This window comes from Eubacterium sp. AF19-12LB (assembly GCF_003479125.1).
GTDB lineage: Bacteria > Bacillota > Clostridia > Lachnospirales > Lachnospiraceae > Eubacterium_U > Eubacterium_U album.
Map to the genome: position 1 here is coordinate 106,864 of NZ_QUGP01000009.1, position 22,979 is coordinate 129,842.

The following is a 22,979-nucleotide window of genomic DNA, read 5'->3' on the forward strand; positions in this document are numbered from 1 at the left end:
TCCTTTGACGAAAAAGAAAGAACCATTATAATGTAACGTAGAGTTTAGAGGAGGTAGTTATGAAAGAGAAAACATTAAAAAGCATAAGCAAGTTGCTTGTTGCAGTTATGATAGCCACTATCGCATTACCATCAGGTGCTTTTGCAGGTCATGGAAACTATAAACAGGATAAAGTCATGGCAGCAGAAGTAAGCATAGCTGATAGTGAACAGGAAACAACAAAAGAAAACACAGAGACAACAAAGCCGGCTGAAGAAACGAGCACGGATGAAAGTAGTACTAAGGAAACAGGAACTGATGAAACATCTACAACAGAAGAGTCATCAACAACTGAAACAACAACACAGGCACCGACAACAGAAGTGCCAACAACAGAAGCTCCTACAATTAACCCTGATTTCGTAATTGAAAACGGAGTCCTTACAGGGTACAAAAAGGCAGCAACAGATACAACAAATAAAGAAATTGTAATTCCTGCAAGTGTTACAAAGATTAATGCAAATGTATTTTATCAGTATAAATATATTGAAAAGGTAACATTTGAACAGGGTTCATTACTTCAGGAAATTGGAGAAAATGCTTTTAAAGAATGTACAGCATTAAAGACAATTGAATTACCTGAAGGATTGCAGATTATTGGAATTGAAGCATACAGAGGATGTAGTGCCGTTACGGAAATTAAATTACCGACAACAATAAAGTATATTTATAAGAGAGCTTTTTATGGAATTAAAAAAGTAAAAGAATTAACTTTGCCTGAGGGCTTGCAGAAAATAAATTATCATGCATTTTACAAAATGACAGGGCTTACAAGTCTTACAATTCCAAGCACGGTAACAAGTACATATGAAATAATCGGCAAAGGGGCAAATGTTACAACAGTTACATTTGCTAATGGAATGACAAAAGTTCCAAACAGAGTTTTACTTAATGCAAATTCAGTAAAAAAAGTTATATTACCGGAAACACTTACTTCAATAGGATATCAGGCATTTAGCGGATGTACTCAATTATCAACAATAAAGATGGTTCAAACAATTAAGAAAATTGGAGAAAGTGCATTTAAGAATTGTACATCACTTAAAAAACTTACATTATATAAAACAGTTAAGACAATAGGTGCAAATGCTTTTGCAGGAGCAACAAATTTAACTCTTAAGGTATATTCAAATTCAGCAGGAAAAAAATATGCAAGAGTTAACAATATACCTTGGGAATATACAGATTCTGAAAAAGAAAGAATGGCTGAGGATTTAAGAGTATACGATATGCTTGTAAATAGTGGAATTCAGTCAGTAAAGGATAAATACATATTATTATCTCTTAAAAATTATGTACCACAGGGAACCTGTGTTATTGGAAAATACATTGTAGTTTCAATGTATCACAAGAATTTGACAGCAAAATCAATACTTTTGATATATGATAAACGGGGTAATTTCGTAAAGAAACTTAAATTGACAATAAAAGACCATGTAGGTTCAGTAACAAATGTAAAGAAAAATTTAGTAGTAGGTATAAATAACCTTCCGGGTGCAGTAGATAAAGTAGGTATAATTACATATAAAAAACTTTTGAAAGCTAAAAATGGAAAGACAATAAAATTTAGCTATAGAGTAACTCTTAGAGGATGCGCAGACTTTGCAGCATTTGACGGAACTCATTTCTGGGCAGGAAGAAGTGCAAACAGTAATTCGTGCCTTATGTATGGATATAGAGTTAAGCGAAATAAAAAGACAAAACGATTAACATTTACAAATCAATATAACCTTTATGTTCCTGCAAATACACAGGGATTGGTTGTAAATAAGATTTCTGCTACAGAAAGAAAGTTTACATTGTCCCAGTCATACGGAAGAATAGCAGATTCATATTTAATGGTTTATGAACCGGTAAATATTGTGACAGCATCCGCACTTGATACACCGGTTAAAACGGTTGTGCTTCCATCAATGCTGGAAGGAATTTGTGTAAGCGGAAAGAAGACATATGTGGTATTCGAATCTGCAGCAGGCAAATATTGTTCAAATCAGGACAATACGTCAGAAATTCAGATTGATAAAGTAAAAGTAATTAAGACATGGAAATTGCTTGCACTTAACTAATTAAAAAATATCTATGACAGATGCATTGAAAAATGTAGAATAACAAAAATTCCCACAGATTAATTCTTAATTGTGAGGGTTTGTAATATTAACTAAATAACGCTCGCGCTGAATTCAAAAAAATTATCTCAGATAAAAAGCTTTGGCTGGTAAAACTGGAAAATTTCCCAGATATACATATTCACAATATGCTGATTTTAATGCACTACTTTCTAAACAAATTTTGTTACGAAAGTGGTGCATTTTTATGTGTGTAACAAAAGTGGCAACTATTATTAATTATATAAGCCAAAGCTATTTATATCATTATATTTCCCGTTAATTTGACATAAAAAAATTATAATATATAATAAGATTAGTTTATTGTCGGGAATTTAATCTTATATGGATAAACTATAAAAATAAGTGCTTCAGTTTTGGAGGTTATATGAATAAGTACGTGAAAAATTTTGCAAGATACAGATATTTATTAATCGAACTTGTAAAAAAAGGAATTAAGTTAAAGTATAGAAGATCATATCTTGGATTGATATGGACAATGCTTGAACCGTTACTTACAATGATTGTTCTTACAATCGTATTTGGACAGTTGCTTGGTAAAGGTGACAGATTATATCCTGTTTACATTTTGTGTGGACGACTTATATATAGTTGCTTCTCAAGTTCAACAAAGATTGCGATGAGGTCTATCAGGGCAAATCAGGCAATGATAAAGAAAGTTTATGTACCTAAGTATTTGTATCCGCTTTCAAGTTGCATTTATAACTACATTTTATTCTTACTGTCATTAATAGTTCTTGCAGTAGTTTCAGTAGTTTTAGGTGTTCCACTTACATGGCATGTAATTGAAGCGGTTATTCCTTTGACAATTTTGTTTATTTTGTCAATTGGTGCAGGAATGGTATTGTCAACGGTATGTGTATTCTTTAGAGATATGGAATATTTGTGGGATGTTGTGTTGATGCTTGTTATGTACTGCTCAGCAATTTTCTACAAAATCTCAAGTATGGGACAGGGATTAATTCTTATCAAATTAAATCCGCTTTACGGAATTATCAGTAACTTCAGAGCTGTATTGTTAGAAGGTCATTCTATGTTTAACAGTTATAGTTACGGAGTGTCAAATTTAAAATTATTTGCATACTCAGGAACTTGTAGTGTTGTATTACTGATATTTGGAATATATGTATTTAAGAAAAATCAGGATAAGTTTATTCTTCATATTTAGGAGGAGTTATGGCAAAGAATGATGTAGCTCTTAGAGTTAATGATGTTAGTATTTGTTTTAATTTAAGCAAAGAAAAAGTTGATAATTTTAAAGAATTATTTATAAAGAAATTAAAAGGCGAAAAGCTTCGTTTTAATGAATTCTGGGCGTTAAAAGATGTTTCGTTTGAGTTGAAAAAAGGCGAACGTCTCGGAATACTTGGACTTAATGGAGCAGGAAAAAGTACGCTTCTTAAAGTAATTGCAGGTGTTTATAAGCCAACAAAAGGTTCAGTGCAAAGATATGGACATATGGCACCTATGATTGAACTTGGTGCAGGATTTGATCCTAACTATACAGGTAGGGAAAATATATTCTTATATGGCTCGGTTCTTGGATTTTCAAAAGAATTTTTAATGTCAAAATATGATGAAATTCTTGAATTTTCTGAGTTAGGAGAATTTATAGACGTTCCAATTAAAAACTATTCTTCAGGTATGAAGGCAAGACTTGGATTTTCAATTGCTACAGTTGTAGAACCGGAAATTCTTATTTTAGATGAGGTATTATCAGTTGGTGATGCTAAATTTAGAAAAAAATGCGAAAAGAAAATGAAAAAAATGTTTGATCATGGGGTTACAGTTTTATTTGTATCACATAGTTTGGCTCAGGTTAAGAGATTGTGTAACAAGGCAATCATTTTGGAACATGGTCAGTTAATTGCCAAAGGTGATATAGATGATGTTGTAGAAATTTATGAAAAGAAGATAGGCGATTAGAAAGCCTTTGATAGGAGTGCAGTTATGAATTATAAGACAAAAGGAACGTGTTCAAGAGAAATTAGTTTTGATGTTGTTGATAATAAAGTTACTAATGTAAGATTTCTTGGAGGATGCAGTGGAAATACACAGGGAGTTGCTGCATTAGTCGAAGGAATGGATGTGAACGAAGCAATTAAAAGAATGGATGGAATTGATTGTGCAGGAAGAGGAACTTCATGTCCGGACCAGCTTGCAAAGGCATTAAAATTGTACTTAGAAGAAAATAAATAAAGGAACAGGTGTAACGTGTTAGGAATAATTGGAGCGATGGACAGCGAAGTCCAGGAATTAAAAAATGAAATGCCGGATGCGAAAATTACATCAGTTGCAGGAATGGATTTTTATGAAGGACATATTCATGACAAAGATGTAGTTGTTGTAAAGTGTGGTATTGGAAAGGTAAACGCAGCTATATGCACACAGATTCTTGCTGACAGATATAAAGTAGATTCTGTTATTAATACAGGAGTTGCAGGCTCATTAAATAGTGATATTGATATTTGCGATATTGTTATATCAAAGGATGCCATTGAGCATGATATGGATGTGACGGCGTTAGGTTATGAACGTGGAGTTATTCCTGATATGGACAACTCTGTATTTCATAGTGACAGCAGATTAATTGATGTAGCAGTCAAAAGTATAGAAGAGGCAAATCTTTCTGTTAAGGTATTTACAGGAAGAGTTGTTTCAGGCGACCAGTTTATTGCCGGTAAGGAAAAGAAAGATGATTTGGTAAATACATTTGCCGGAGATTGTGCAGAAATGGAAGGTGCTTCTATAGCACATGCAGCATATGTTAACAATATTCCATGTCTTATAATCAGAGCGATTTCTGATAAGGCAGATGGAAGTGCAGAAATGGATTACCCTACATTTGAAAAGAAAGCAGCGGCTAATTCAATTAAAATATTAAAACAGTTAATTAAGAATTTGTAGAAATTTGACGAACGATTTATAGTGTTAAAAGACCTCTTGTATGATAAAATTTTATTGTATAAAGGAAACAGAAAACAAAGTTTAAACATTAATGTTTCCGACTATCGGCCACCAACAAAAGGCTGGTCAATACATATCGTACGAGGAGGTTTTTTATGTTTGACAAATGTATGTCATGTTTTACTGTTAATATGGAAAAAATCACATCAATAATTGAAAATAAAGCGTACTTCCTATGTTTATTAGGAAGTATTTTTTTAGTAGGAATTGTAAGTAAATGTCTGGTAATGTGGATTTTTGGTAAAATGATTAAAAAGGCAGAAAATATGGATAGCCCAAAAAGTAATATTCTTCGCCAGATAAAATTGAAATTTGAAAGTATTAAAACCATAAACGGCACGGTGGCTAATCCCATGCTTTTAGTAAGTAGGTACATAAATAAGTGTAAAATAGGCATATTTTATCTTGATTCCATAAATAAAATTATTAGCTGGTGCGGATTTTTATGCGTCGCAATAGGCGGATTATGTGGATATATACTGTATAATCAGGGATACGGAAAGACAACGGCGATGTCGTATATTCTTGTAGGATTTTATTTTGCACTTGCATTATTTGTAGTTGAAAATACAATTCATACAAATGACAGAAAAACAGAACTGATATATGTTATTACGGATTTCTTTGAAAATAGTGTTAATTTGCGAGAGCAGATTAGTAGGCGGGAAAATGATTACAACATAGAAATCGGTAGCAGCAAAAATGAGCAGGAATCGGAACAGAATGTTAATGTAAATGAAATAAATAATACAAATAAAAAAATAGAAAATGAAAAACAGGGTAGAATAAATATTACAAAAGAACAGGAGAGAATAATCAACGAAGTTTTAGGAGAATATTTGCAGTAAAGATTTAAATGGTTTTGCAAAAATAAATTAAGATTTAATCATATAAGTTTTGTAGAAATGTTTACAGGTTCAATTGTATAATTTATATAGAAATATTCGCAGGTTGAAACAAATATGTTTTAAGGAAATATTCACAGATTAAGCAAAATAGTTTCGGGGATATATTCTCGGGTTGACTCCAATAAAATTGTTTCAATAAATATGCTAAAAACATTGACATATGACGACAAAATATTTATTGTATATATGTTAGAGAGAATTTGAAGGAAATTTTACCGGTCGGCATGAATATTATATTATGTCGATAAATAAACGCTTTACCGGACACTGTGGATTTAGTGGAGAGATACCATGACAGTTTGCAAGGTGTACGGGATAGCAGGATTTGAAATGACGGAGGAAAAAGATATGGCTAAGGTAACATTTGATTACTCAAAGGCATCAAAATTCATCTCAGATGATGAAGTAGTAGCAATGAAGAAAATCGCAGAAGATGCAAAAGAAGTTTTGGTTAACAAATCAGGAGCAGGAAATGATTTCTTAGGATGGATTGATTTACCTGTAGATTATGACAAGGATGAATTTGCAAGAATTAAAGCAGCAGCTAAGAAGATTCAGAGTGATTCAGAAGTTTTAGTTGTTATTGGTATTGGTGGCTCATATTTAGGAGCAAGAGCAGCAATTGACTTCTTAAGACATGGTTTCTATAACAATGTATCAAAAGAAATCAGAAAAACACCTGAAATTTACTATGCAGGAAATAGCATTAGCCCTGCATACTTAAAGGGATTATTAGATGTTGTTGGAGACAGAGATTTCTCAGTTAACATTATTTCTAAGTCTGGTACAACAACAGAACCTGCTATCGCATTTAGAATTTTCAAGGAAAAACTTGAAAAGAAATATGGCAAAGAAGAAGCAGCAAAGAGAATTTACGCTACAACAGATAAGGCAAAGGGAGCTCTTAAGAATCTTGCAACAGAAGAAGGATATGAAAGCTTCGTAGTACCTGATGATGTAGGTGGACGTTTCTCAGTTCTTACAGCAGTAGGTTTGCTTCCAATCGCAGTAAGTGGTGCTGATATAGATAAATTAATGGAAGGTGCTGCAAGCGGAAGAGAAAAAGCTTTAAACAATACATTTGAAGATAACGATGCAGTAAAATACGCAGCAATCAGAAATATTTTATTAAGAAAAGGAAAATCAATTGAAATTACAGCTAACTATGAACCAAGTTTACATTACTTTGGTGAATGGTGGAAACAGCTTTATGGTGAAAGCGAAGGAAAAGACCAGAAAGGTATTTTCCCTGCAGCAGTTGATTTGACAACAGATTTACATTCAATGGGTCAGTTCATTCAGGACGGATCAAGACTTATGTTTGAAACAGTTGTAAATATTGAAAAGACAGATGCTGATATCGTAATTCAGGAAGAAGCAGATGATCTTGACGGATTAAATTACTTAGCTGGAAAAGATATGGATTTTGTTAACAAGAGTGCAATGAATGGAACAATTCTTGCTCATACAGATGGTAATGTTCCTAACCTTATGGTTAATGTACCTGAACAGAACGAATTCTATCTTGGAGAATTATTCTACATGTATGAATTTGCATGTGGTGTAAGTGGATATATTCTTGGAGTAAATCCATTTAATCAGCCGGGTGTAGAAAGCTACAAGAAAAATATGTTTGCATTACTTGGAAAACCGGGTTATGAAGACATGACAGCAGAATTACAGAAAAGACTTTAATTATAAGATAACACGGAGCGATTCGTGTTATATCCGGTAAATTTAAATAGTATATAAATATCCCCTCCGTATCGGTTATCCGGTAAAGAGGGGATATGCTTTTAATAAGGCTTTTTTGTCAAGAATGATTTTGACCCCAACATCTTAATCTTCTTCGATAATATAAAAATCTAAATAATCAAAATCAATATGTTCAATAAAACTGTCCTGATAAAATCTGGTTCGTGAAATGCGTTTGAATTCATCAATATTATTATCAAGCCAGATTGGATTGCTTAAATCAAATTCCTCGCAAATATCTTCAAGTGCTTTGAAAACTTTGTGAGTTCTCGTCATCTCAGGGTTATCTATTTCGATTGTGGTATTTTTTATCATTTTATTATTTTTAAAGGTTCTTCCCCATATTCTAAACATATAAACTATCTCCTGTTTCATATTTTACTAATGTAAAGATGCCGGATAATTGTGAGAGTGCGTAGCACTGAACAATCTGTAGGCATCATAGTCGTGGCGGTTAACCCTGACATCATTTAATTAAAGGTAATTTTATACGAAATGATAAAACATGTAAAGAATATATTAGTAATCTGTTATGGCTTATAAAGTAGTATAGTGGAAATAAAAATTACAATATGGTATACTAAATCATTAAGGTGCGTTAGAAACGTTGTAAGCTTTTTATTTTAAAGATATACAAATATAAGGCGGAGATGAAGAATAAAGCAAATTAGAGGTGCTTATATGTTAAATGATAAAAAAGTAGCATTGAATGGAAAAATTACAAAGTATTTGAGGTGGCCTATTAACCTTAGTGTGCTTTGGATAGTAGTAACGGCTATAATATTTTTTATTGACAAAAGAGCCGGAGTGGTTATGGCGTTTGCAACAATTTTGTTTATTGTAATAGCGATTGTTATGATGCTTAGATTTTATCCAAATATCAAAAGATATCTTGTGGATTTTGGCGCAGAGTATAGTCAGATACAAAGACAGATGATGCATGAATTTGAAATTCCTTATGCGTTACTTGATTGTAATGGAAAGATGCTGTGGCATAATAGCGAAATGGAAAAGGCGTGCGAAACTAAACTTTTAAATATGAGGGGAATTGAATCTATATTTAAAGAGTTTACAAAGGATAAATTTGAATTTAAAGAAGAAAAGAAAGAGTTCAAAGTTGAGTATAATGAAAAAATATATAGAGCTGTGCTAAAGAAGTTTAAAATGAAAGATGCAGTTGATGAAGTGCCTATCGCAGTACTTGATTCAGATGATGACGATGCGGATATGTTTGCACTTTATTTATTTGATGATACAAGAATTCAGCAATTATCTAAGGAAAATAAAAATGATAAGATGATACCGGGACTTATCTACATAGATAATTATGAAGAGGTTCTTCAAAGTATTGAAGATGCCAGAAGAACACTGTTAGTTGCATTGATTGATCGACAGATACAGCGATATTTTGCAGAAATGGACGGTCTGGTAAGAAAACTTGAAAAAGACAAATACTTTGTAGTTGTTAAGGCTAAAAATATAGCAATTATGCAGAGTAAAAAATTCTCACTTCTTGATGATGTAAAGAATGTTAAGATAGGTAATGAGCGAACAGCTACAATCAGTATTGGATTCGGAATGGGTTCAGATTCGTATGTTCAGAATTACACGTCAGCCACAGCAGCTATCGATATGGCACTTGGCAGAGGTGGTGACCAGGCAGTATTAAAAGATGGCGCAAAGATATATTATTATGGCGGTAAGAGCAAGTCTGTCGAAAAGAATACCAGGGTAAAAGCCAGAGTAAAAGCTCATGCATTAAGAGAATTAATTGAAACAAGAGATAAAGTATTCATTATGGGACATCATTTGGGTGATAATGATTCTTACGGTGCAGCAATTGGTTTGTATAGAGCCATAACTACAATGGGTAAAAAAGCTTATGTGGTAACGGGAACTATGAGTTCTTCAGTAAAACCTTTGATTGATAAGTTTACGACAGATAATGGCTATGAAGAAGATATGTTTATTGCAGGAACATTGGCTACAACTATTTTAGAAAAAAATGATATGCTCATTGTAGTTGACTGTAATAGAGCAGGATATACTGAATATCCTGAATTAGTGAGAAGAGCACAAACACTTGTAGTAATAGATCATCATAGACAAAGTGCAGATGCAATAGAAAATGCACATTTATCATACATTGAACCATATTCATCATCAGCATGTGAAATGGTTACTGAAATTATGCAGTATATGGTTGATTCAGTTAAAATGAAACCGTATGAGGCAGATGCATTGTATAGCGGAATTATGATGGATACAAATAATTTTTCTAACAGAACAGGTGTAAGAACATTTGAGGCAGCAGCTTATTTGCGAAAAAATGGAGCTGATATTGTCAGAGTTAGAAAAATGTTTAGAGATGATATTGGAGATTATAAGGCAAAAGCTAAGGCTATTCAAAATACAGAGATATTTATGGATAAATACGCTATAGCCATTTGCCCGTCTGAAGGAACAAGTATGCCTACAGTTGTTGGAGCACAGGCAGCGAATGAATTGCTTAATATTAAAGGCATAAAGGCAGCGTTTGTATGTACGTTTTATAATGAAAAAGTATATTTAAGTGCAAGGTCAATAGATGAAGTTAACGTTCAGTTAATTGCAGAAAGATTAGGCGGTGGAGGTCATATGAATCTTGCCGGAGCACAGATTGAAGATTGTACATGTGAACAGGCAAAGACCTTGATAAAAGAGATTATTCAGGATATGACTGATGAAGGTGAAATATAGTTATTTACACAAGTGATATTTGACCTTAACATTAATATAGTTTGCCAGATCGAATTTGAAAAAATGAAATTAATTGCTTAGATATAATAAGTTTATTGCTTTGAAAGGAGACACGAATATGGAAGTTATTTTATTAGAAGATGTTAAAGCGTTAGGAAAAAAAGGTGAAGTAGTAAAGGTAAGCGATGGATATGCTAAAAACTTTATTTTAAAGAAAAAACTTGGCGTAGAAGCAAATAGCGCAAATAAAAATGATTTAAAACTTCAAAAAGCTAATGAAGCAAAGGTTGCTCAGGAAAAATTGGATGCAGCAAAAGCTTTGGCAGAAGAATTAAAAGATAAAAAGGTAGTTATAAAGATTAAAGCCGGAAATGGAGACCGTGTATTTGGCTCAATTTCTGCAAAGGAAATAGCAGCAGAAACAAAGAAGCAGCTTGGTTTAGAAATTGATAAAAAGAAGATTGTTATGGAAGAAGGAATTAAAAATCTTGGAGTCCATACAGTAAAAGTTAAATTGCACAAGGATGTAATGGCAACTTTAGACATAAAGGTTGAAGCTTTATAGGAGATAATTATTAATGGAAGATCCAATAGTAAAAAAAATACTACCTCATAGCTATGAAGCAGAACAGGCAGTAATAGGTTCGATGATTATGGATCCGGATGCTGTTCCGATAGCTATGGAGTTGATAAATAAAGATGATTTTTTTAACAGACAATATGGATTGCTCTTTGGGGCAATGACAGAATTGTACCGTGAAGGAAAAAATGGAGATTTGGTTACCATAAAGGCTAAATTGGAAGAGATGGATGTTTCTAGTGAAGTAATCAGCCTTGATTTTATCAGGGAAATATTAGAAATGGTACCGACTTCAGCAAATATAAAGCAGTATGCGACTATTGTATATGAAAAAGCAATGTTGCGTAAATTAATAAAAGTAAATGATAATATTTCAGCTAAATGTTATGCAGGAACGGATAAGCTTGAAGATATAATGGAGAGTACTGAAAAAGAAGTTTTTGAAGTGCTTAGATCACGTTCAAGTGGCGACTTTGTCCCAATTAATAAAGTAGTTGCTAATGTATTTGATAAATTAGAACAGGCATCGCTTACAAAGGGAACTGTTACAGGTTTAGCAACCGGATATATATATCTTGATAATCAGTTATCCGGATTGCAGCCATCAGACTTTATTTTGATTGCGGCAAGACCTTCAGTTGGTAAAACAGCATTTGCACTTAACGTAACAGAGCATATAGCTATACGTAAGCCGAATGCAGTCGCTATATTTAGTTTGGAAATGTCAAAGGAACAGTTGGTTAACCGTCTTATATCACAGCATTCAATGGTAAGTTCTCAGAAAATGAGAGCAGGAGAACTTAATGAATCTGAATGGGAAAAAATTGTAGAAACAGCGGATATTATAGGAAATTCAAATATTGTAATTGACGATACGCCAAGTATTACGATTGGTGACCTTCGTTCCAAATGCAGAAAGTTTAAATTAGAAAAAGATATACAGCTTGTGGTTATTGACTACCTACAGCTTATGAGAGGAAATGGTAATTATCCAAGCCGTGAACAGGAAATTGCGGATATTTCAAGATCATTAAAGGGAATTGCTAGAGAGTTGAATATTCCGGTAGTTGCACTTTCACAGCTTAACCGAAGCGTAGAATCGAGACCTGACCATCGACCTATCATGGCCGATTTGCGAGAATCAGGTTCTATCGAGCAGGATGCCGACGTTGTAATGCTTTTATCAAGAAAATACAACAAAGAGGACGAAACAGAAGACAGAAATACTATTATTGTGGATGTTGCTAAGCAAAGAAACGGTCCTGTAGGAGCTATAGAATTATTATGGTTACCTGAATATACAAAATTTGAGACAAAAGCAAGAGAGTAGATTTGCTTGCTTGTTCGCATTTTAAAACAAATGTGAGAGAATAATTAATATATTGTTAATCAAACAACTGGTGAAAAATATAGGCTCAAAATAAATGTGAGAGAATAATTATGCTAAGCCATATGCGAATTTGAACGAAAAAGATGAGATGCTTACACTCATTTGACGGCATTCGTCATTTGCTTAAAAAATAATTGAATATGGGACTGCCAATTCGTTGAATTGAGTAATAGTCAGAATTATACTAATGTTAACAATAATTTGGAAATTATTGTTAACATTATTTTTTTGGAGGGGAAAATGGGAACACGACGATATATTATTTCAGATGCATCTAAAATGCTAAAGGTAGAATCTCATGTGTTAAGATATTGGGAAGAAGAACTTGAGATAAAGATTCCCAGAAATGAAATGGGACATCGATATTATACGGAAGAAAATATTGAATTACTTCGGAAAATAAGGGATTTAAAAGAACAGGGATATGGTCTAAGAACTATAAAAATGATGATTAATGGAGAAATTGACATTAATCGTTCAAATCCTAATACAGTCAACATTAGAAATCTTTTTGACAAACCAAAGAGTGAAAAAAATACATTTTATAAAGAAGATGAAGAAGGATGTAATAATGGTGTAAATAATAAAGAAATTATGGATACAAAAACAAAAGATAATAGTGGGGACATAGAAAAATATAGAAGATTAGAAAATAAAACATCTTTAACTGAAAGTGTTAGCTCAGAAAGTAAAATGCAGCAATTTCAGGAAATTATGGGAAACATAGTTTCGAGAGCCTTAGAGGAAAATACCGAAAGTATAGTTACCAGAGCGATAAATAAGTCGACACAGAATATGTCTAAAGAAGTGAGTGATTGTGTGAGCGAAAAAGTATTGAAAGGTGTAGATTATATTATTAGAATGCAGGATGAAAGAGAAGAAGAACGTTATCGAAAAATAGATGAAGTAATAAGAAAAAAACAAAGAAAGTCCAGAAAAGAGCGAAAAATGGAAAGCCGCATTAATAAAGATGAAAAAGTTATGAACAAAAAAGCTGAAAGGGCTCGAAAAAAAGCCGAAAAAGAGCGAGTAAAGTCTGAAAAAAATAGGGAGAAGTCTAAAAAATTGGCATTTAGCACATTGAGTAAATGAAATTATGTACATAATGTACAAATTGTGACTAAATTATTAAAAAATATTGACTAAATGACGAAAAGTATTATAATAATACTATCACAAAGAAAACGTTTTAAACATTTAATACATAAGGGTTTTTGATGTAGATGCAAGTAAATACAGAGGAGGAAACAGCGATGGAATACGCGATATACGCGACGGTGGGTTTGCTCTCTGGATTGTGCTTTTACTATCTGGCGAGATACCAGATACAAGTAAGAAGTATATATGACACAGAAAATAAAGGACAACGAATAAATAACATAGGTTACAGAATAGCATGGATGGTGGCTCCAGCTGTATTGTTTGTAGGTATAGCCCTTAAAGAATTTGATTACTGGCAGACAGTGCGATATATGCTTATCATATTGATGGCAATAAATGTAGCAGGAATTGATATGCTGATAAGAAGAATACCTAACGCATTATTATTGGGGATGTTACTTTTACAGATATGTAATATGGTAATTACAAGTAACGAATTAGATTTGTTTATGGATACATTTTTTAATTCGTTTATAGGAATGATTGCTGCGTATGTTTTATTTGTTATTCCTGGATTATTTAAACTGAGGATTGGGGCTGGCGATGTGAAATATAGCGCCGTAATAGGTTTTATGTTGGGTCTTCAAGGTTATATTGAAGCAATGGCAGTGATGGGTTTTACAATATTTATCTATTATTTGTTCTTAAAAATCACAAGAAGAGGCAACTTAAAAACAGCAGCTCCTATGGCACCGTTTTTATCGGGAGGGGTTTTGGTTTCATTATTTTTCCCGCTAATTTATTAAATTTATAATTAAGCACGACGGAGTAAAAGATAGTCGTATGCAAGAAGGAGGAAATATTATGAGAGATGTAAAGAATTTCTTAATGGATGAAGATGGACAGGGCATGGTTGAATATGGTCTTATCATCGGATTAGTAGCTTTAGCAGTAATCGGAGCATTAGCTGTATTAGGACCAAAGATTGCTGATATGTTCACAAATGCAAGCGATCAGCTTACAACAACAGCAAGACCATAAAAGTTACAAAAAGATTATATTCTAAAATAGAGGGGCATCAGCCCCTCTATTTTAGAATATGAGGAAATTATTTGAGAGGTAGCATCAATGAAGAAAAGAGAAAAAGGACAATCGGCTGTTGAATTTGCTTTGGTTTTGCCTATATTACTTTTAATTGTATGCGGGATATTGGACTTTGGGTGGCTATTTTACAATCAGTTATCAGTTGAAAATGCCTGTAGGGAAGGCGCACGAGTCGGATGCGTAAATGCACAAGATGCACAATTAGATCAAATTGTAACCGATAAGGTGGAAGCAATATTGCCGAAAAATCTCAATTCAGTAGTGGTTGATTCAAAACTTACAAATCCCACAAGTCCACTTGAGGGAGATTTGAAAGTAAATGTTAAGGCAGAAATGAATACACTAACACCGGTTCTGGGAGTTATATATGGAAAGACTAAAGAACTATCATATACAGTAACAATAAAAACGGAATCGTAGATTAATAAAATACTAAAAATAAGAAACAGAGGGGTATAATTACCATGAAGAGAATTTATTTGATTGCACTTATAAGTGCATTGGTTGCAGGAATCGCAACATATATGTTTGCACAATCAGTTATAAGCAATAATGATCCAAATAAAGATAAGACAGAGATTGTGTATGCTATAGCAGATGTTCCAGCTGGAACACAGGTTACAGCTAATAATGTAAATAATTTTTTTAGTACTAGAATGATTGATAATGGTGCAATTGTAGATGGCGCAGTAAGAAGTCTTGATGAAGTTATAGGAAATACATCATCAGGTTATATTTATGCAGGTGAGCAGGTTTCAATGAAACGATTTGGAACTGAACAGGAATCAAATGCCGGATTATCTTATAATCTTGCGGATGGAATGGTTGCATACAGTATGGCAGCAGATGGTGTTACGGGTGTAGATGGATATATCCTCCCAGGAGATACAGTAAATGTTTTGGCAATGAAGACAGGCGATGGTAAGGCTACTGTAGATACAGTTTTGAGCGATGTTAAAGTATTGAAAATATCAACAAATGATGTAAATACAGATACAGCAAATGCAATAGTAACATATTCATCAATTACATTTGAACTGTCATATGATGATGCTGATATTTTATACGGAGTAGAAAATTCAGGAGAATATTCAGGTTATAAACTTATATTAAATAAGAGAACTGCGGAGGACGGAGAATAATATGGAAAGTATAAAAGTTGTTATTATTTCAGAAGACACATCAATTCGTGTTAATTTGAAGAAAAAATTAGCAGATAGAGATATTCAAATTGTTGGTTATGCAGATTTTAAAGACGAATCAAGATTGAAAATAGATGGATTATTTCCGGATGTAGTTATTGTTGGTGTTAAAGTACCAATTGACCCGGAAGTATTTTCATTTGTTGAAAGTATGAAGTTCCAAAGTAAAGGATGTGCAGCGGTTATAGCGACAGATGACGTGACTGTTGATTTAGTAAATTACGCAGCAAGATTTGGAATTAGACAGGTATTATCTTTGGATATGAAAGATAATGAATTCTATTCAAGAGTAGTACAGGTTAATGAATATGAAAAGGTAATCCAGGCACAGTTAAATATTCAAAAAAGAGTAAGATCAAAAGTAATTGCATTTTTCGGATGTAAAGGTGGAACAGGAAAGTCTGTAATGGCCACAAACCTTGCAGTAGCGTTATCGAAGAGAGGAAGTAATGTTATTCTTTTAGATATGGATTTAAGATTTGGAGATCAGAATATCCTTTTAGACTTGGAGCCTAAGGATACAATTGTTGAACTGGCACAGGATCCTGAAGGTATATCAATAGAGAAGGTAAATGCATTTAGTATAATGCATTCATCTGGTGTAGTTTTACTTGCGGCGCCAAAAAGCCCTGAGTATGCTGAATACATAAAACCGGATCATGTTACAAAAGTCATTCGTAGTGTAAGACCTTACTATGAATATGTAATAGTTGATTTAGGATCAAATTTTAGTGATGAAACTATAGCAGCATTGCAGGAATGCGATGAAATTATGATTGTAAACAATCCTGATATTTTATCGCTTAAGGCAGCAAAGTCAGCTATAAGTATATTGGAGCAGTTGGGAATTAAGGAAAAAGCAAGATTGGTTATGAACAAAAATGTTAACAGTTTAATCCGAATGAAGGATTTTGAATCTATGTTGGAGATACCGTTTTATGCTTCAATTTCAGCAGACAAAATGTTTAATGGTAGTGTAAATAAAGGAGAACCATTTGTATTAAGAACAAGTAGAACAGTTGCAGCAAAAGAATTCTCAAGCTTTATACAAAGGGTTATTGCTGATAAAGGAGAGTAAATAGTCGGAGGTTAATCATATATGGGTTTACTTGACATAATAGAAAAAAACAAAGAGGAAAATGGGGAAGAAGCAGATACTCAACAGCAGAAAAAGGTTGAAGAAGTAAAGGAAGTAAAGGCTGAAGACCCATATGAAGCCGTAAAGAAAAAAATTCATGGAAGAATTATTTTGACATTAAACAGAGCGGGAAAGGCTACTGTTGATAAAGATGAAATGGAAAAACTTCTAGCGGAAGAAGTTGATAAGGACGAATATAATATTCCAAGAGTTGAAAGAAAGCCAATTGTAAAGAGTTTGTTGGATGATATATTGGGATATGGTCCTATTCAAGATTTAATTGATAGTGATAGTTGTAGTGAAATAATGGTCAATGGTCCAAACCGAGTATATATTGAACAGAAAGGTAAATTAGTTCTTACAGATATAAAATTTAGAGATGAAGAGCATCTTATGAATATCATTGATAGAATTGTTACCCAGGTTGGTAGACATGTAGATGAAGCAAGTCCTATGGTTGACGCAAGACTTCCGGACGGATCCCGTGTAAATGCTATCATTCCTCCAATTTCACTTATTGGAGCTGTACTTACAATTCGAAAATTCAGTTCAACACCGGTAACAGCAGCACAATTAGTAGAATGGGGTTCATTAAACCCTGTAATGCTTTCGTTTTTAGAGGCGTGTGTTAAGGGAAAATTAAACATAGTAGTATCCGGTGGTACCGGCTCAGGTAAGACAACATTATTAAATGTGTTATCATCATATATTCCTGAAGATGAACGTATTGTAACAATAGAAGATGCTGCAGAAGTTCAGTTGCATCAGGATCATGTTATTACACTTGAATGTAGACCGGCAAACCTTGAAGGTAAAGGTGCTATAACAATCAGATCTCTTGTAAAGAATGCATTAAGAATGAGACCTGACCGTATAATTGTCGGAGAAGTTCGTTCTGAAGAAACATTAGACATGCTCCAGGCAATGAATACCGGTCATGATGGATCACTTACTACAACCCATGCTAACTCACCCAGAGATGCAATGTCTCGTATTGAGACTATGGTTATGATGTCAGGTATGGAATTGCCGGTAAAGGCAATTAGAGATCAGGCATCATCTGCTATAGATTTAGTTATACAGCAGAGCAGACTTAGAGATGGCTCGAGAAAAGTAACATCTATTACAGAGGTTGTTGGTATGGAAGGCGATGTTGTAAGTTTACAGGATATCTTTGTCTATGAAACAGATGGAACATTGGATTCCAGAGGAAAGTTTAAGGGACAATTTAGAGCAACAGGTGTAGTTCCAAAGTGTATTGAAAAGATTAGAGGAAATGGGGTTGTTGTAAAAAATGAATGGTTTGCAAATTAGTATGATTTTCTTTGTCATTGTTATGATGGGTGTTACATTTGTGCTTGTGACAACAATAGTTGGAAAAATAACAGAGAGTAGTAGAAATGTAAAGAGAAGAGAAGATTATATTGTAGGAAAGAAAAAAGAAGAAAAGAAAACTGAAAAGACTGAAAGTCAAAAGAACAATAAAAAACAGACGTTAAATAATGGAAGTGCATTTTCAAAATTAAATAAGATTTTAGCTGAGGAATTAGAAAAAAGTGATATTTCAAAAAAAACGGAAGATTTTATTATAATTTGGATAGTTGTAACTTTTGTACCAGGGTTATTGTTTATGCTTATATTTAAAAATCAGCTTATTGCACCTATGCTTATGATAATTGGAGCTATTGCACCTATTGCCTATATAAAAAATAAACAAAAAAAGAGAAGAGATATGTTTGAGTCTCAGTTAAGTGATGCCTTAATGATTGCAAGTAACTGCTTGAAGTCAGGGTTAACATTTAATCAGGCAATGGATACGATTTCGAATGAATGTGAAGAACCAATAAAGTCAGAGTTTAAGAGGACTGTTAATGAAATAACTTTTGGTAGCTCACAGGATGATGCATTAGAGGCAATGGCTGGAAGAGTGAGAAGCGAAGATTTTGATCTTGTTGTTTCGGCGGTTAGCATACAAAGACAGACTGGTGGTAATTTATCAGAAATACTTGATACAATAGCAGGAACAATTCGTGAACGATATAAGATTAAGGGTGAAATAAAGACTATGACTGGTCAGGGAAGAGTTTCTGGAATTATTATTGGAGCATTACCAGTCGCCCTATTACTTATAATGAGTTTAATTAATAAAGAATTGATAATGACATTATTTACTACACCTATAGGAAACGCTCTTTTAATTCTATCAGTTGTATTAGAAACAGTAGGTGCAATTGTTATTAATAGAATTGTTACGATTAAATTCTAAAAGGAGAAGAAACATATGGAATTTATGGTATTAGCAATTAGCTTATTTGTTTTCTTTGTTGTTTCATCAATTGGATATAATAAAGGAAAAGAAGCGGATGCAAAGGAACGAAAAATAGAATACATAAGTGGAAAGAAAAAGATTGAAAATGATAAGGATGGAGAAAAGTATTCAAAAAAATTTTTGTCATCTCAAATACAGGCGTTTAATAATATGGCAAATAAAAGTGCAGCTAATGTAAAGAAAAATGCAAAATATAAAGCGGCAGAAAAGCAATTAAGACTAGCGGGACTCTCAATGAGTCCGGAAAATTTTTTCTTTTATAAAAAAGCAATTATGACTTTAATAATGGTAGTTATGACATTTATAGCAGTAATTACAAAGATGATATTTTTAGTATTAGTTGGGTTGTTAATAGCTTTGTTAGTTCCTAACATGTATTTGAGTGGAAAGGTAAAAAGCCATCAACAGGGAATAAGAGATCAGTTGCCGGATGCAATGGATTTGTTAAGTGTATGTATAGAATCAGGATTAAGTTTTGATGCTTCGTTATTAAAGGTGTCGGAAAGAATGAAGGGACCGTTTATAGATGAATTGTTAAAATTATACAGACAGATTCAGATGGGTGTCCCAAGAAGTGATGCTTTAAGGAATATGGCTAATTCATCGGAAATTCCGGAATTAAAGACTTTTATTGCAGCCTTGGCACAGGCAACACAGTTAGGTATTCCTATGAATAATATTATGAAGGTTCAGTCGGAAACACTTAGGGAAACAAGAATGCAGATGGCAAGAGAAAAAGGTCAGAAAGCTCCTGTTAAGATGCTTTTGCCAATGATAGGACTTATTTTCCCAGTACTGTTTATTGTAATCTTAGGACCAGTTGTAATTAATGTTATGAGTATGGGAGTTTTTTAAAGATTTTTAAAGAAAAAGTAAAAATAATTTGAATTAATAATGCAAATTTATAAAAAAAGTGATAGAATCGAGGTATGGATATGGTTATAACGTGTAATAGTCAGATTATATGCACGGAAGCTGAATATGCAAATACATTTTTTAAGAGATTTAAAGGACTTATGGGTCGTAAATCTTTAGCGGAAGGAGCAGGACTTTTAATTGAGCCGTGTAATCAGATACATACATTCGGTATGAAGTTTGCTATAGACACATTGACATTGGATAAAGATAATGTGATTTTGTATATAGACCATGAAATTCAACCGGGAAAAATAAGAAAAATGGTTTCGAAGGGCAGAAGGGTGTTAGAATTGCCAAGCGGAACTGCAAATAAATATATGTTACAGGTTGGACAAGTTATTTCAGTGGAGTAGGAAACATTGAAATTGGACTCCAGCATTTATACATTTCAATTGAAATGTAAAAAATCTAGGAAAAGGAGTTGAGAAGTATGGCTAAGTTGTCAAGAATAGCTAGACCACAGACCAGGTTTATGCAGAGCAACGAAATTGGGGAGGTTGCAGCAGAAGAGAATGCTTATGGATTTAATCATGCGGTAAGAGGATATGATCCTGAAGAAGTAGATGATTATATTAATAACCTTTTCGGCAACTACAAAAACACACAGAATGTTTTAAATAAACAGAAAGAAGAGTTTGAAACAGAACGAGAAATGCTTCAATGTGAAATCAATGATTTACATGGGAAAAATGGTGCTCTTCAAGAAGAGAATGATGAACTTAAAGCAACAATAGAGGAACTTAGAGAAGAAATTTTGGCATTAGCAGAAGGAGCAGGAGATTCACAGCAGAGTGTAGCACCTGCCGCTCCAGTAGAAAAACCGGAACCTGAAATTGTATACGTTGAAGTGCCGGTAGAAAAACCATCTACAGACGATGGAAGTGCTGAGTATGAAGTTCTTTATGCCGAGAATAATGAATTAATTGGAAAGAACAGGACTTTAAGTATTGAGAATGCTAAATTGCAAAAGAGTGTAGCTACAAGTGCTATGGAAGCTAAAGAAGCAACGGACAAATTAGGTGAAATTCAAAGTAGATTAGACGAAAGCGAAAATAAATTAGCAGATAATCAGAATAAACTTGAAGAATGTCAGGCTCAATTAGAAGACAGTCAGGTTCAGTTATTGGAAACTCAGGAAAAGGTTGAAGAAGGTCAGACAAGAATTCAGAGCATGGAAGAAGAAATGACTAAGATGCGTAAGAAGATGGAAATTGTTGATAGTAAAGAATTAATTGATTCACTTATTTCATCTATGGGAAGTCTTGAATCTGTACTTAAACAAAGACAGGAATAATTAGTGGGGGTATGAATTTTTGTATAGAAAAGATCGACAAAAATTTTGTCGGTCTTTTTTTATGTAGATTAAAAATAGTGTATAAGAGGGAGGTACAGTGCATATTAAGCACATTGTGTTTAGAAAATCTAAATGCAAAAAAATAAAATGAATAAATTTAGAAAAATAATAAGTATATATATAACAATCACATTAATAATAACTAGCATACAAGTGTTTGCTACTAAAGCAGATACAGTTGACGAAATATTTGTGGCGGGTGGAGTCAAGTATAAGATTACTTCAATTGAGAAAAAAGAGGTAGTGGTTGTAGGTGGACAAGATTCAAATACAAAACAGTTGTACATACCAGGGAAAATAAAAAATGGCGGAATTGAATATAATGTAAGGCAGATAGCAGATAATGCATTTAAGAACTGTAATGAGTTGGAAGAGGTAAGTCTGCCGGACACAATGGAAACAATAGGAGCAAATGCGTTTCAGAATGATAAAAAACTAACAGGATTAAAACTACCGAAGAATATTAAAACTATGGGGTATGGAGCATTTGGAGAATGTACAGGATTGACGGAAATAGAGATACCAAAAACATTGGAGAAAGTATGGTGTGCATACTATGATTCAAAAAGCGATGGAGCGTTCAGAGGCTGCAGCAATCTTAAAGATGTAAGGTTCGAGGAAGGAACAAAGACAGTAACAGAGTATGTATTTAAAAACTGTACGGGACTTGAAAAGATTACAATACCGGAGGGAATAGAAACAATAGGAAACGGAGCATTTGCCGGTTGCAGTAACTTAACAGACATAATAATGTCGGAAAGTGTAACTAAAATAGGAGAATGGGCATTTTCAGAATGTAAAGGTAATGAAGAAATTGTAATATCTGGAAAAATAGAGACAATAGGAAATGGAGCATTTGCAGGCACAAGAGAACTAAAAAGAATAGAAATAGGCGATGGAGTAAAAATAATAGGAGACAATGTATTTGAAAATTGTGAAAAGTTGGAAGAGGTAAGTCTGCCGGACACAATAGAAACAATAGGAGCAAATGCGTTTCAGAATGATAAAAAACTAACAGGATTAAAACTACCGAAGAATATTAAAACTATGGGGTATGGAGCATTTGGAGAATGTACAGGATTGACGGAAATAGAGATACCAAAAACATTGGAGAAAGTATGGTGTGCATACTATGATTCAAAAAGCGATGGAGCGTTCAGAGGCTGCAGCAATCTTAAAGATGTAAGGTTCGAGGAAGGAACAAAGACAGTAACAGAGTATGTATTTAAAAACTGTACGGGACTTGAAAAGATTACAATACCGGAGGGAATAGAAACAATAGGAAACGGAGCATTTGCCGGTTGCAGTAACTTAACAGACATAATAATG

23 protein-coding genes are annotated in these 22,979 nt (G+C 33.4%); 22 read left to right on the forward strand and 1 reads right to left on the reverse strand.

The window, feature by feature from the left end:
• The first annotated feature begins 59 nt into the window (after positions 1-59).
• From DWX29_RS09995 to DWX29_RS10025, 7 genes are all read left to right on the forward strand, one after another.
• The gene (locus DWX29_RS09995; RefSeq protein WP_118565778.1) at positions 60-2,105 is read left to right on the forward strand and encodes a leucine-rich repeat domain-containing protein; all 2,046 of its coding nucleotides are present in this window, start codon (positions 60-62) and stop codon (positions 2,103-2,105) included.
• Between the two features lie 427 nt (positions 2,106-2,532).
• Complete coding sequence (locus DWX29_RS10000; RefSeq protein ID WP_022088737.1) at positions 2,533-3,333, forward strand: ABC transporter permease; 801 nt, start codon at positions 2,533-2,535, stop codon at positions 3,331-3,333.
• Between the two features lie 8 nt (positions 3,334-3,341).
• The gene (locus tag DWX29_RS10005; RefSeq protein WP_022088736.1) at positions 3,342-4,091 is read left to right on the forward strand and encodes an ABC transporter ATP-binding protein; all 750 of its coding nucleotides are present in this window, start codon (positions 3,342-3,344) and stop codon (positions 4,089-4,091) included.
• Between the two features lie 24 nt (positions 4,092-4,115).
• Positions 4,116-4,364 carry a TIGR03905 family TSCPD domain-containing protein gene (locus tag DWX29_RS10010; protein WP_022088735.1) on the forward strand — a complete coding sequence of 83 codons (249 nt, stop codon included), beginning with the start codon at positions 4,116-4,118 and terminating at the stop codon, positions 4,362-4,364.
• A 15-nt stretch (positions 4,365-4,379) separates the two neighbouring features.
• Complete coding sequence (locus DWX29_RS10015) at positions 4,380-5,072, forward strand: 5'-methylthioadenosine/adenosylhomocysteine nucleosidase (protein ID WP_022088734.1); 693 nt, start codon at positions 4,380-4,382, stop codon at positions 5,070-5,072.
• Positions 5,073-5,227: 155 nt separating this feature from the next.
• Positions 5,228-5,980, forward strand: a complete 753-nt coding sequence (locus DWX29_RS10020; protein ID WP_117910520.1) for a hypothetical protein — start codon at positions 5,228-5,230, stop codon at positions 5,978-5,980.
• 408 nt (positions 5,981-6,388) lie between these two features.
• The gene (locus DWX29_RS10025; protein ID WP_117910551.1) at positions 6,389-7,735 is read left to right on the forward strand and encodes a glucose-6-phosphate isomerase; all 1,347 of its coding nucleotides are present in this window, start codon (positions 6,389-6,391) and stop codon (positions 7,733-7,735) included.
• Between the two features lie 144 nt (positions 7,736-7,879).
• Here the strand turns inward: DWX29_RS10025 and DWX29_RS10030 are convergent, their stop codons facing one another.
• Entirely contained in the window at positions 7,880-8,149 is a 270-nt protein-coding gene (locus DWX29_RS10030) for a hypothetical protein (RefSeq protein ID WP_022088731.1), read from the reverse strand.
• A 327-nt stretch (positions 8,150-8,476) separates the two neighbouring features.
• Between DWX29_RS10030 and DWX29_RS10035 the strand changes: the two genes are divergently transcribed.
• From DWX29_RS10035 to DWX29_RS10105, 15 genes are all read left to right on the forward strand, one after another.
• Positions 8,477-10,534 (forward strand): DHH family phosphoesterase, encoded by a 2,058-nt coding sequence (locus tag DWX29_RS10035; RefSeq protein ID WP_118565779.1) that lies wholly within the window; start codon positions 8,477-8,479, stop codon positions 10,532-10,534.
• Between the two features lie 118 nt (positions 10,535-10,652).
• Positions 10,653-11,099, forward strand: a complete 447-nt coding sequence (rplI, locus tag DWX29_RS10040) for a 50S ribosomal protein L9 (RefSeq protein WP_022088729.1) — start codon at positions 10,653-10,655, stop codon at positions 11,097-11,099.
• 13 nt (positions 11,100-11,112) lie between these two features.
• Entirely contained in the window at positions 11,113-12,444 is a 1,332-nt protein-coding gene (gene dnaB, locus DWX29_RS10045) for a replicative DNA helicase (protein WP_022088728.1), read from the forward strand.
• 300 nt (positions 12,445-12,744) lie between these two features.
• Positions 12,745-13,596 carry a helix-turn-helix domain-containing protein gene (locus DWX29_RS10050; protein WP_118565780.1) on the forward strand — a complete coding sequence of 284 codons (852 nt, stop codon included), beginning with the start codon at positions 12,745-12,747 and terminating at the stop codon, positions 13,594-13,596.
• A 161-nt stretch (positions 13,597-13,757) separates the two neighbouring features.
• Entirely contained in the window at positions 13,758-14,411 is a 654-nt protein-coding gene (locus DWX29_RS10055; protein ID WP_158574534.1) for a prepilin peptidase, read from the forward strand.
• A 58-nt stretch (positions 14,412-14,469) separates the two neighbouring features.
• A complete protein-coding gene (locus DWX29_RS10060) occupies positions 14,470-14,646 on the forward strand; it encodes a Flp family type IVb pilin (protein ID WP_022088725.1) in 177 nt (58 codons plus the stop codon).
• An 87-nt stretch (positions 14,647-14,733) separates the two neighbouring features.
• On the forward strand, positions 14,734-15,129 hold the full coding sequence (locus DWX29_RS10065; RefSeq protein ID WP_022088724.1) for a TadE/TadG family type IV pilus assembly protein: 396 nt from the start codon (positions 14,734-14,736) through the stop codon (positions 15,127-15,129).
• 44 nt (positions 15,130-15,173) lie between these two features.
• Entirely contained in the window at positions 15,174-15,851 is a 678-nt protein-coding gene (gene cpaB, locus DWX29_RS10070; protein ID WP_117910516.1) for a Flp pilus assembly protein CpaB, read from the forward strand.
• A 1-nt stretch (position 15,852) separates the two neighbouring features.
• Positions 15,853-16,989 carry a P-loop NTPase gene (locus tag DWX29_RS10075; RefSeq protein ID WP_118565782.1) on the forward strand — a complete coding sequence of 379 codons (1,137 nt, stop codon included), beginning with the start codon at positions 15,853-15,855 and terminating at the stop codon, positions 16,987-16,989.
• A 21-nt stretch (positions 16,990-17,010) separates the two neighbouring features.
• Positions 17,011-18,363, forward strand: a complete 1,353-nt coding sequence (locus DWX29_RS10080) for a CpaF family protein (protein WP_118565783.1) — start codon at positions 17,011-17,013, stop codon at positions 18,361-18,363.
• Complete coding sequence (locus DWX29_RS10085) at positions 18,344-19,315, forward strand: type II secretion system F family protein (protein WP_118565784.1); 972 nt, start codon at positions 18,344-18,346, stop codon at positions 19,313-19,315. The genes DWX29_RS10080 and DWX29_RS10085 overlap by 20 nt, the downstream gene beginning before the upstream one ends.
• Before the next feature lie 15 nt (positions 19,316-19,330).
• A complete protein-coding gene (locus DWX29_RS10090; protein WP_118565785.1) occupies positions 19,331-20,233 on the forward strand; it encodes a type II secretion system F family protein in 903 nt (300 codons plus the stop codon).
• A gap of 80 nt (positions 20,234-20,313) precedes the next feature.
• A complete protein-coding gene (locus DWX29_RS10095; RefSeq protein ID WP_243053259.1) occupies positions 20,314-20,649 on the forward strand; it encodes a DUF192 domain-containing protein in 336 nt (111 codons plus the stop codon).
• 77 nt (positions 20,650-20,726) lie between these two features.
• Entirely contained in the window at positions 20,727-21,590 is an 864-nt protein-coding gene (locus DWX29_RS10100) for a hypothetical protein (protein WP_022088717.1), read from the forward strand.
• A gap of 147 nt (positions 21,591-21,737) precedes the next feature.
• Positions 21,738-22,979: leucine-rich repeat domain-containing protein (locus DWX29_RS10105; protein WP_158574535.1), on the forward strand; the 1,242-nt coding region annotated here is incomplete at its 3' end.

Excerpts from the sequence above, each read along its gene's own strand:
- DWX29_RS09995 (WP_118565778.1), top strand. The coding sequence starts at position 60 with ATGAAAGAGAAAACATTAAAAAGCATAAGCAAGTTGCTTGTTGCAGTT.
- DWX29_RS10000 (WP_022088737.1), top strand. The coding sequence starts at position 2,533 with ATGAATAAGTACGTGAAAAATTTTGCAAGATACAGATATTTATTAATC.
- DWX29_RS10005 (WP_022088736.1), top strand. The coding sequence starts at position 3,342 with ATGGCAAAGAATGATGTAGCTCTTAGAGTTAATGATGTTAGTATTTGT.
- DWX29_RS10010 (WP_022088735.1), top strand. The coding sequence starts at position 4,116 with ATGAATTATAAGACAAAAGGAACGTGTTCAAGAGAAATTAGTTTTGAT.
- DWX29_RS10020 (WP_117910520.1), top strand. The coding sequence starts at position 5,228 with ATGTTTGACAAATGTATGTCATGTTTTACTGTTAATATGGAAAAAATC.
- DWX29_RS10025 (WP_117910551.1), top strand. The coding sequence starts at position 6,389 with ATGGCTAAGGTAACATTTGATTACTCAAAGGCATCAAAATTCATCTCA.
- DWX29_RS10030 (WP_022088731.1), bottom strand. The coding sequence starts at position 8,149 with ATGTTTAGAATATGGGGAAGAACCTTTAAAAATAATAAAATGATAAAA.
- DWX29_RS10035 (WP_118565779.1), top strand. The coding sequence starts at position 8,477 with ATGTTAAATGATAAAAAAGTAGCATTGAATGGAAAAATTACAAAGTAT.
- rplI (WP_022088729.1), top strand. The coding sequence starts at position 10,653 with ATGGAAGTTATTTTATTAGAAGATGTTAAAGCGTTAGGAAAAAAAGGT.
- dnaB (WP_022088728.1), top strand. The coding sequence starts at position 11,113 with ATGGAAGATCCAATAGTAAAAAAAATACTACCTCATAGCTATGAAGCA.
- DWX29_RS10050 (WP_118565780.1), top strand. The coding sequence starts at position 12,745 with ATGGGAACACGACGATATATTATTTCAGATGCATCTAAAATGCTAAAG.
- DWX29_RS10055 (WP_158574534.1), top strand. The coding sequence starts at position 13,758 with ATGGAATACGCGATATACGCGACGGTGGGTTTGCTCTCTGGATTGTGC.
- DWX29_RS10060 (WP_022088725.1), top strand. The coding sequence starts at position 14,470 with ATGAGAGATGTAAAGAATTTCTTAATGGATGAAGATGGACAGGGCATG.
- DWX29_RS10065 (WP_022088724.1), top strand. The coding sequence starts at position 14,734 with ATGAAGAAAAGAGAAAAAGGACAATCGGCTGTTGAATTTGCTTTGGTT.
- cpaB (WP_117910516.1), top strand. The coding sequence starts at position 15,174 with ATGAAGAGAATTTATTTGATTGCACTTATAAGTGCATTGGTTGCAGGA.
- DWX29_RS10075 (WP_118565782.1), top strand. The coding sequence starts at position 15,853 with ATGGAAAGTATAAAAGTTGTTATTATTTCAGAAGACACATCAATTCGT.
- DWX29_RS10080 (WP_118565783.1), top strand. The coding sequence starts at position 17,011 with ATGGGTTTACTTGACATAATAGAAAAAAACAAAGAGGAAAATGGGGAA.
- DWX29_RS10085 (WP_118565784.1), top strand. The coding sequence starts at position 18,344 with ATGAATGGTTTGCAAATTAGTATGATTTTCTTTGTCATTGTTATGATG.
- DWX29_RS10090 (WP_118565785.1), top strand. The coding sequence starts at position 19,331 with ATGGAATTTATGGTATTAGCAATTAGCTTATTTGTTTTCTTTGTTGTT.
- DWX29_RS10095 (WP_243053259.1), top strand. The coding sequence starts at position 20,314 with ATGGTTATAACGTGTAATAGTCAGATTATATGCACGGAAGCTGAATAT.
- DWX29_RS10100 (WP_022088717.1), top strand. The coding sequence starts at position 20,727 with ATGGCTAAGTTGTCAAGAATAGCTAGACCACAGACCAGGTTTATGCAG.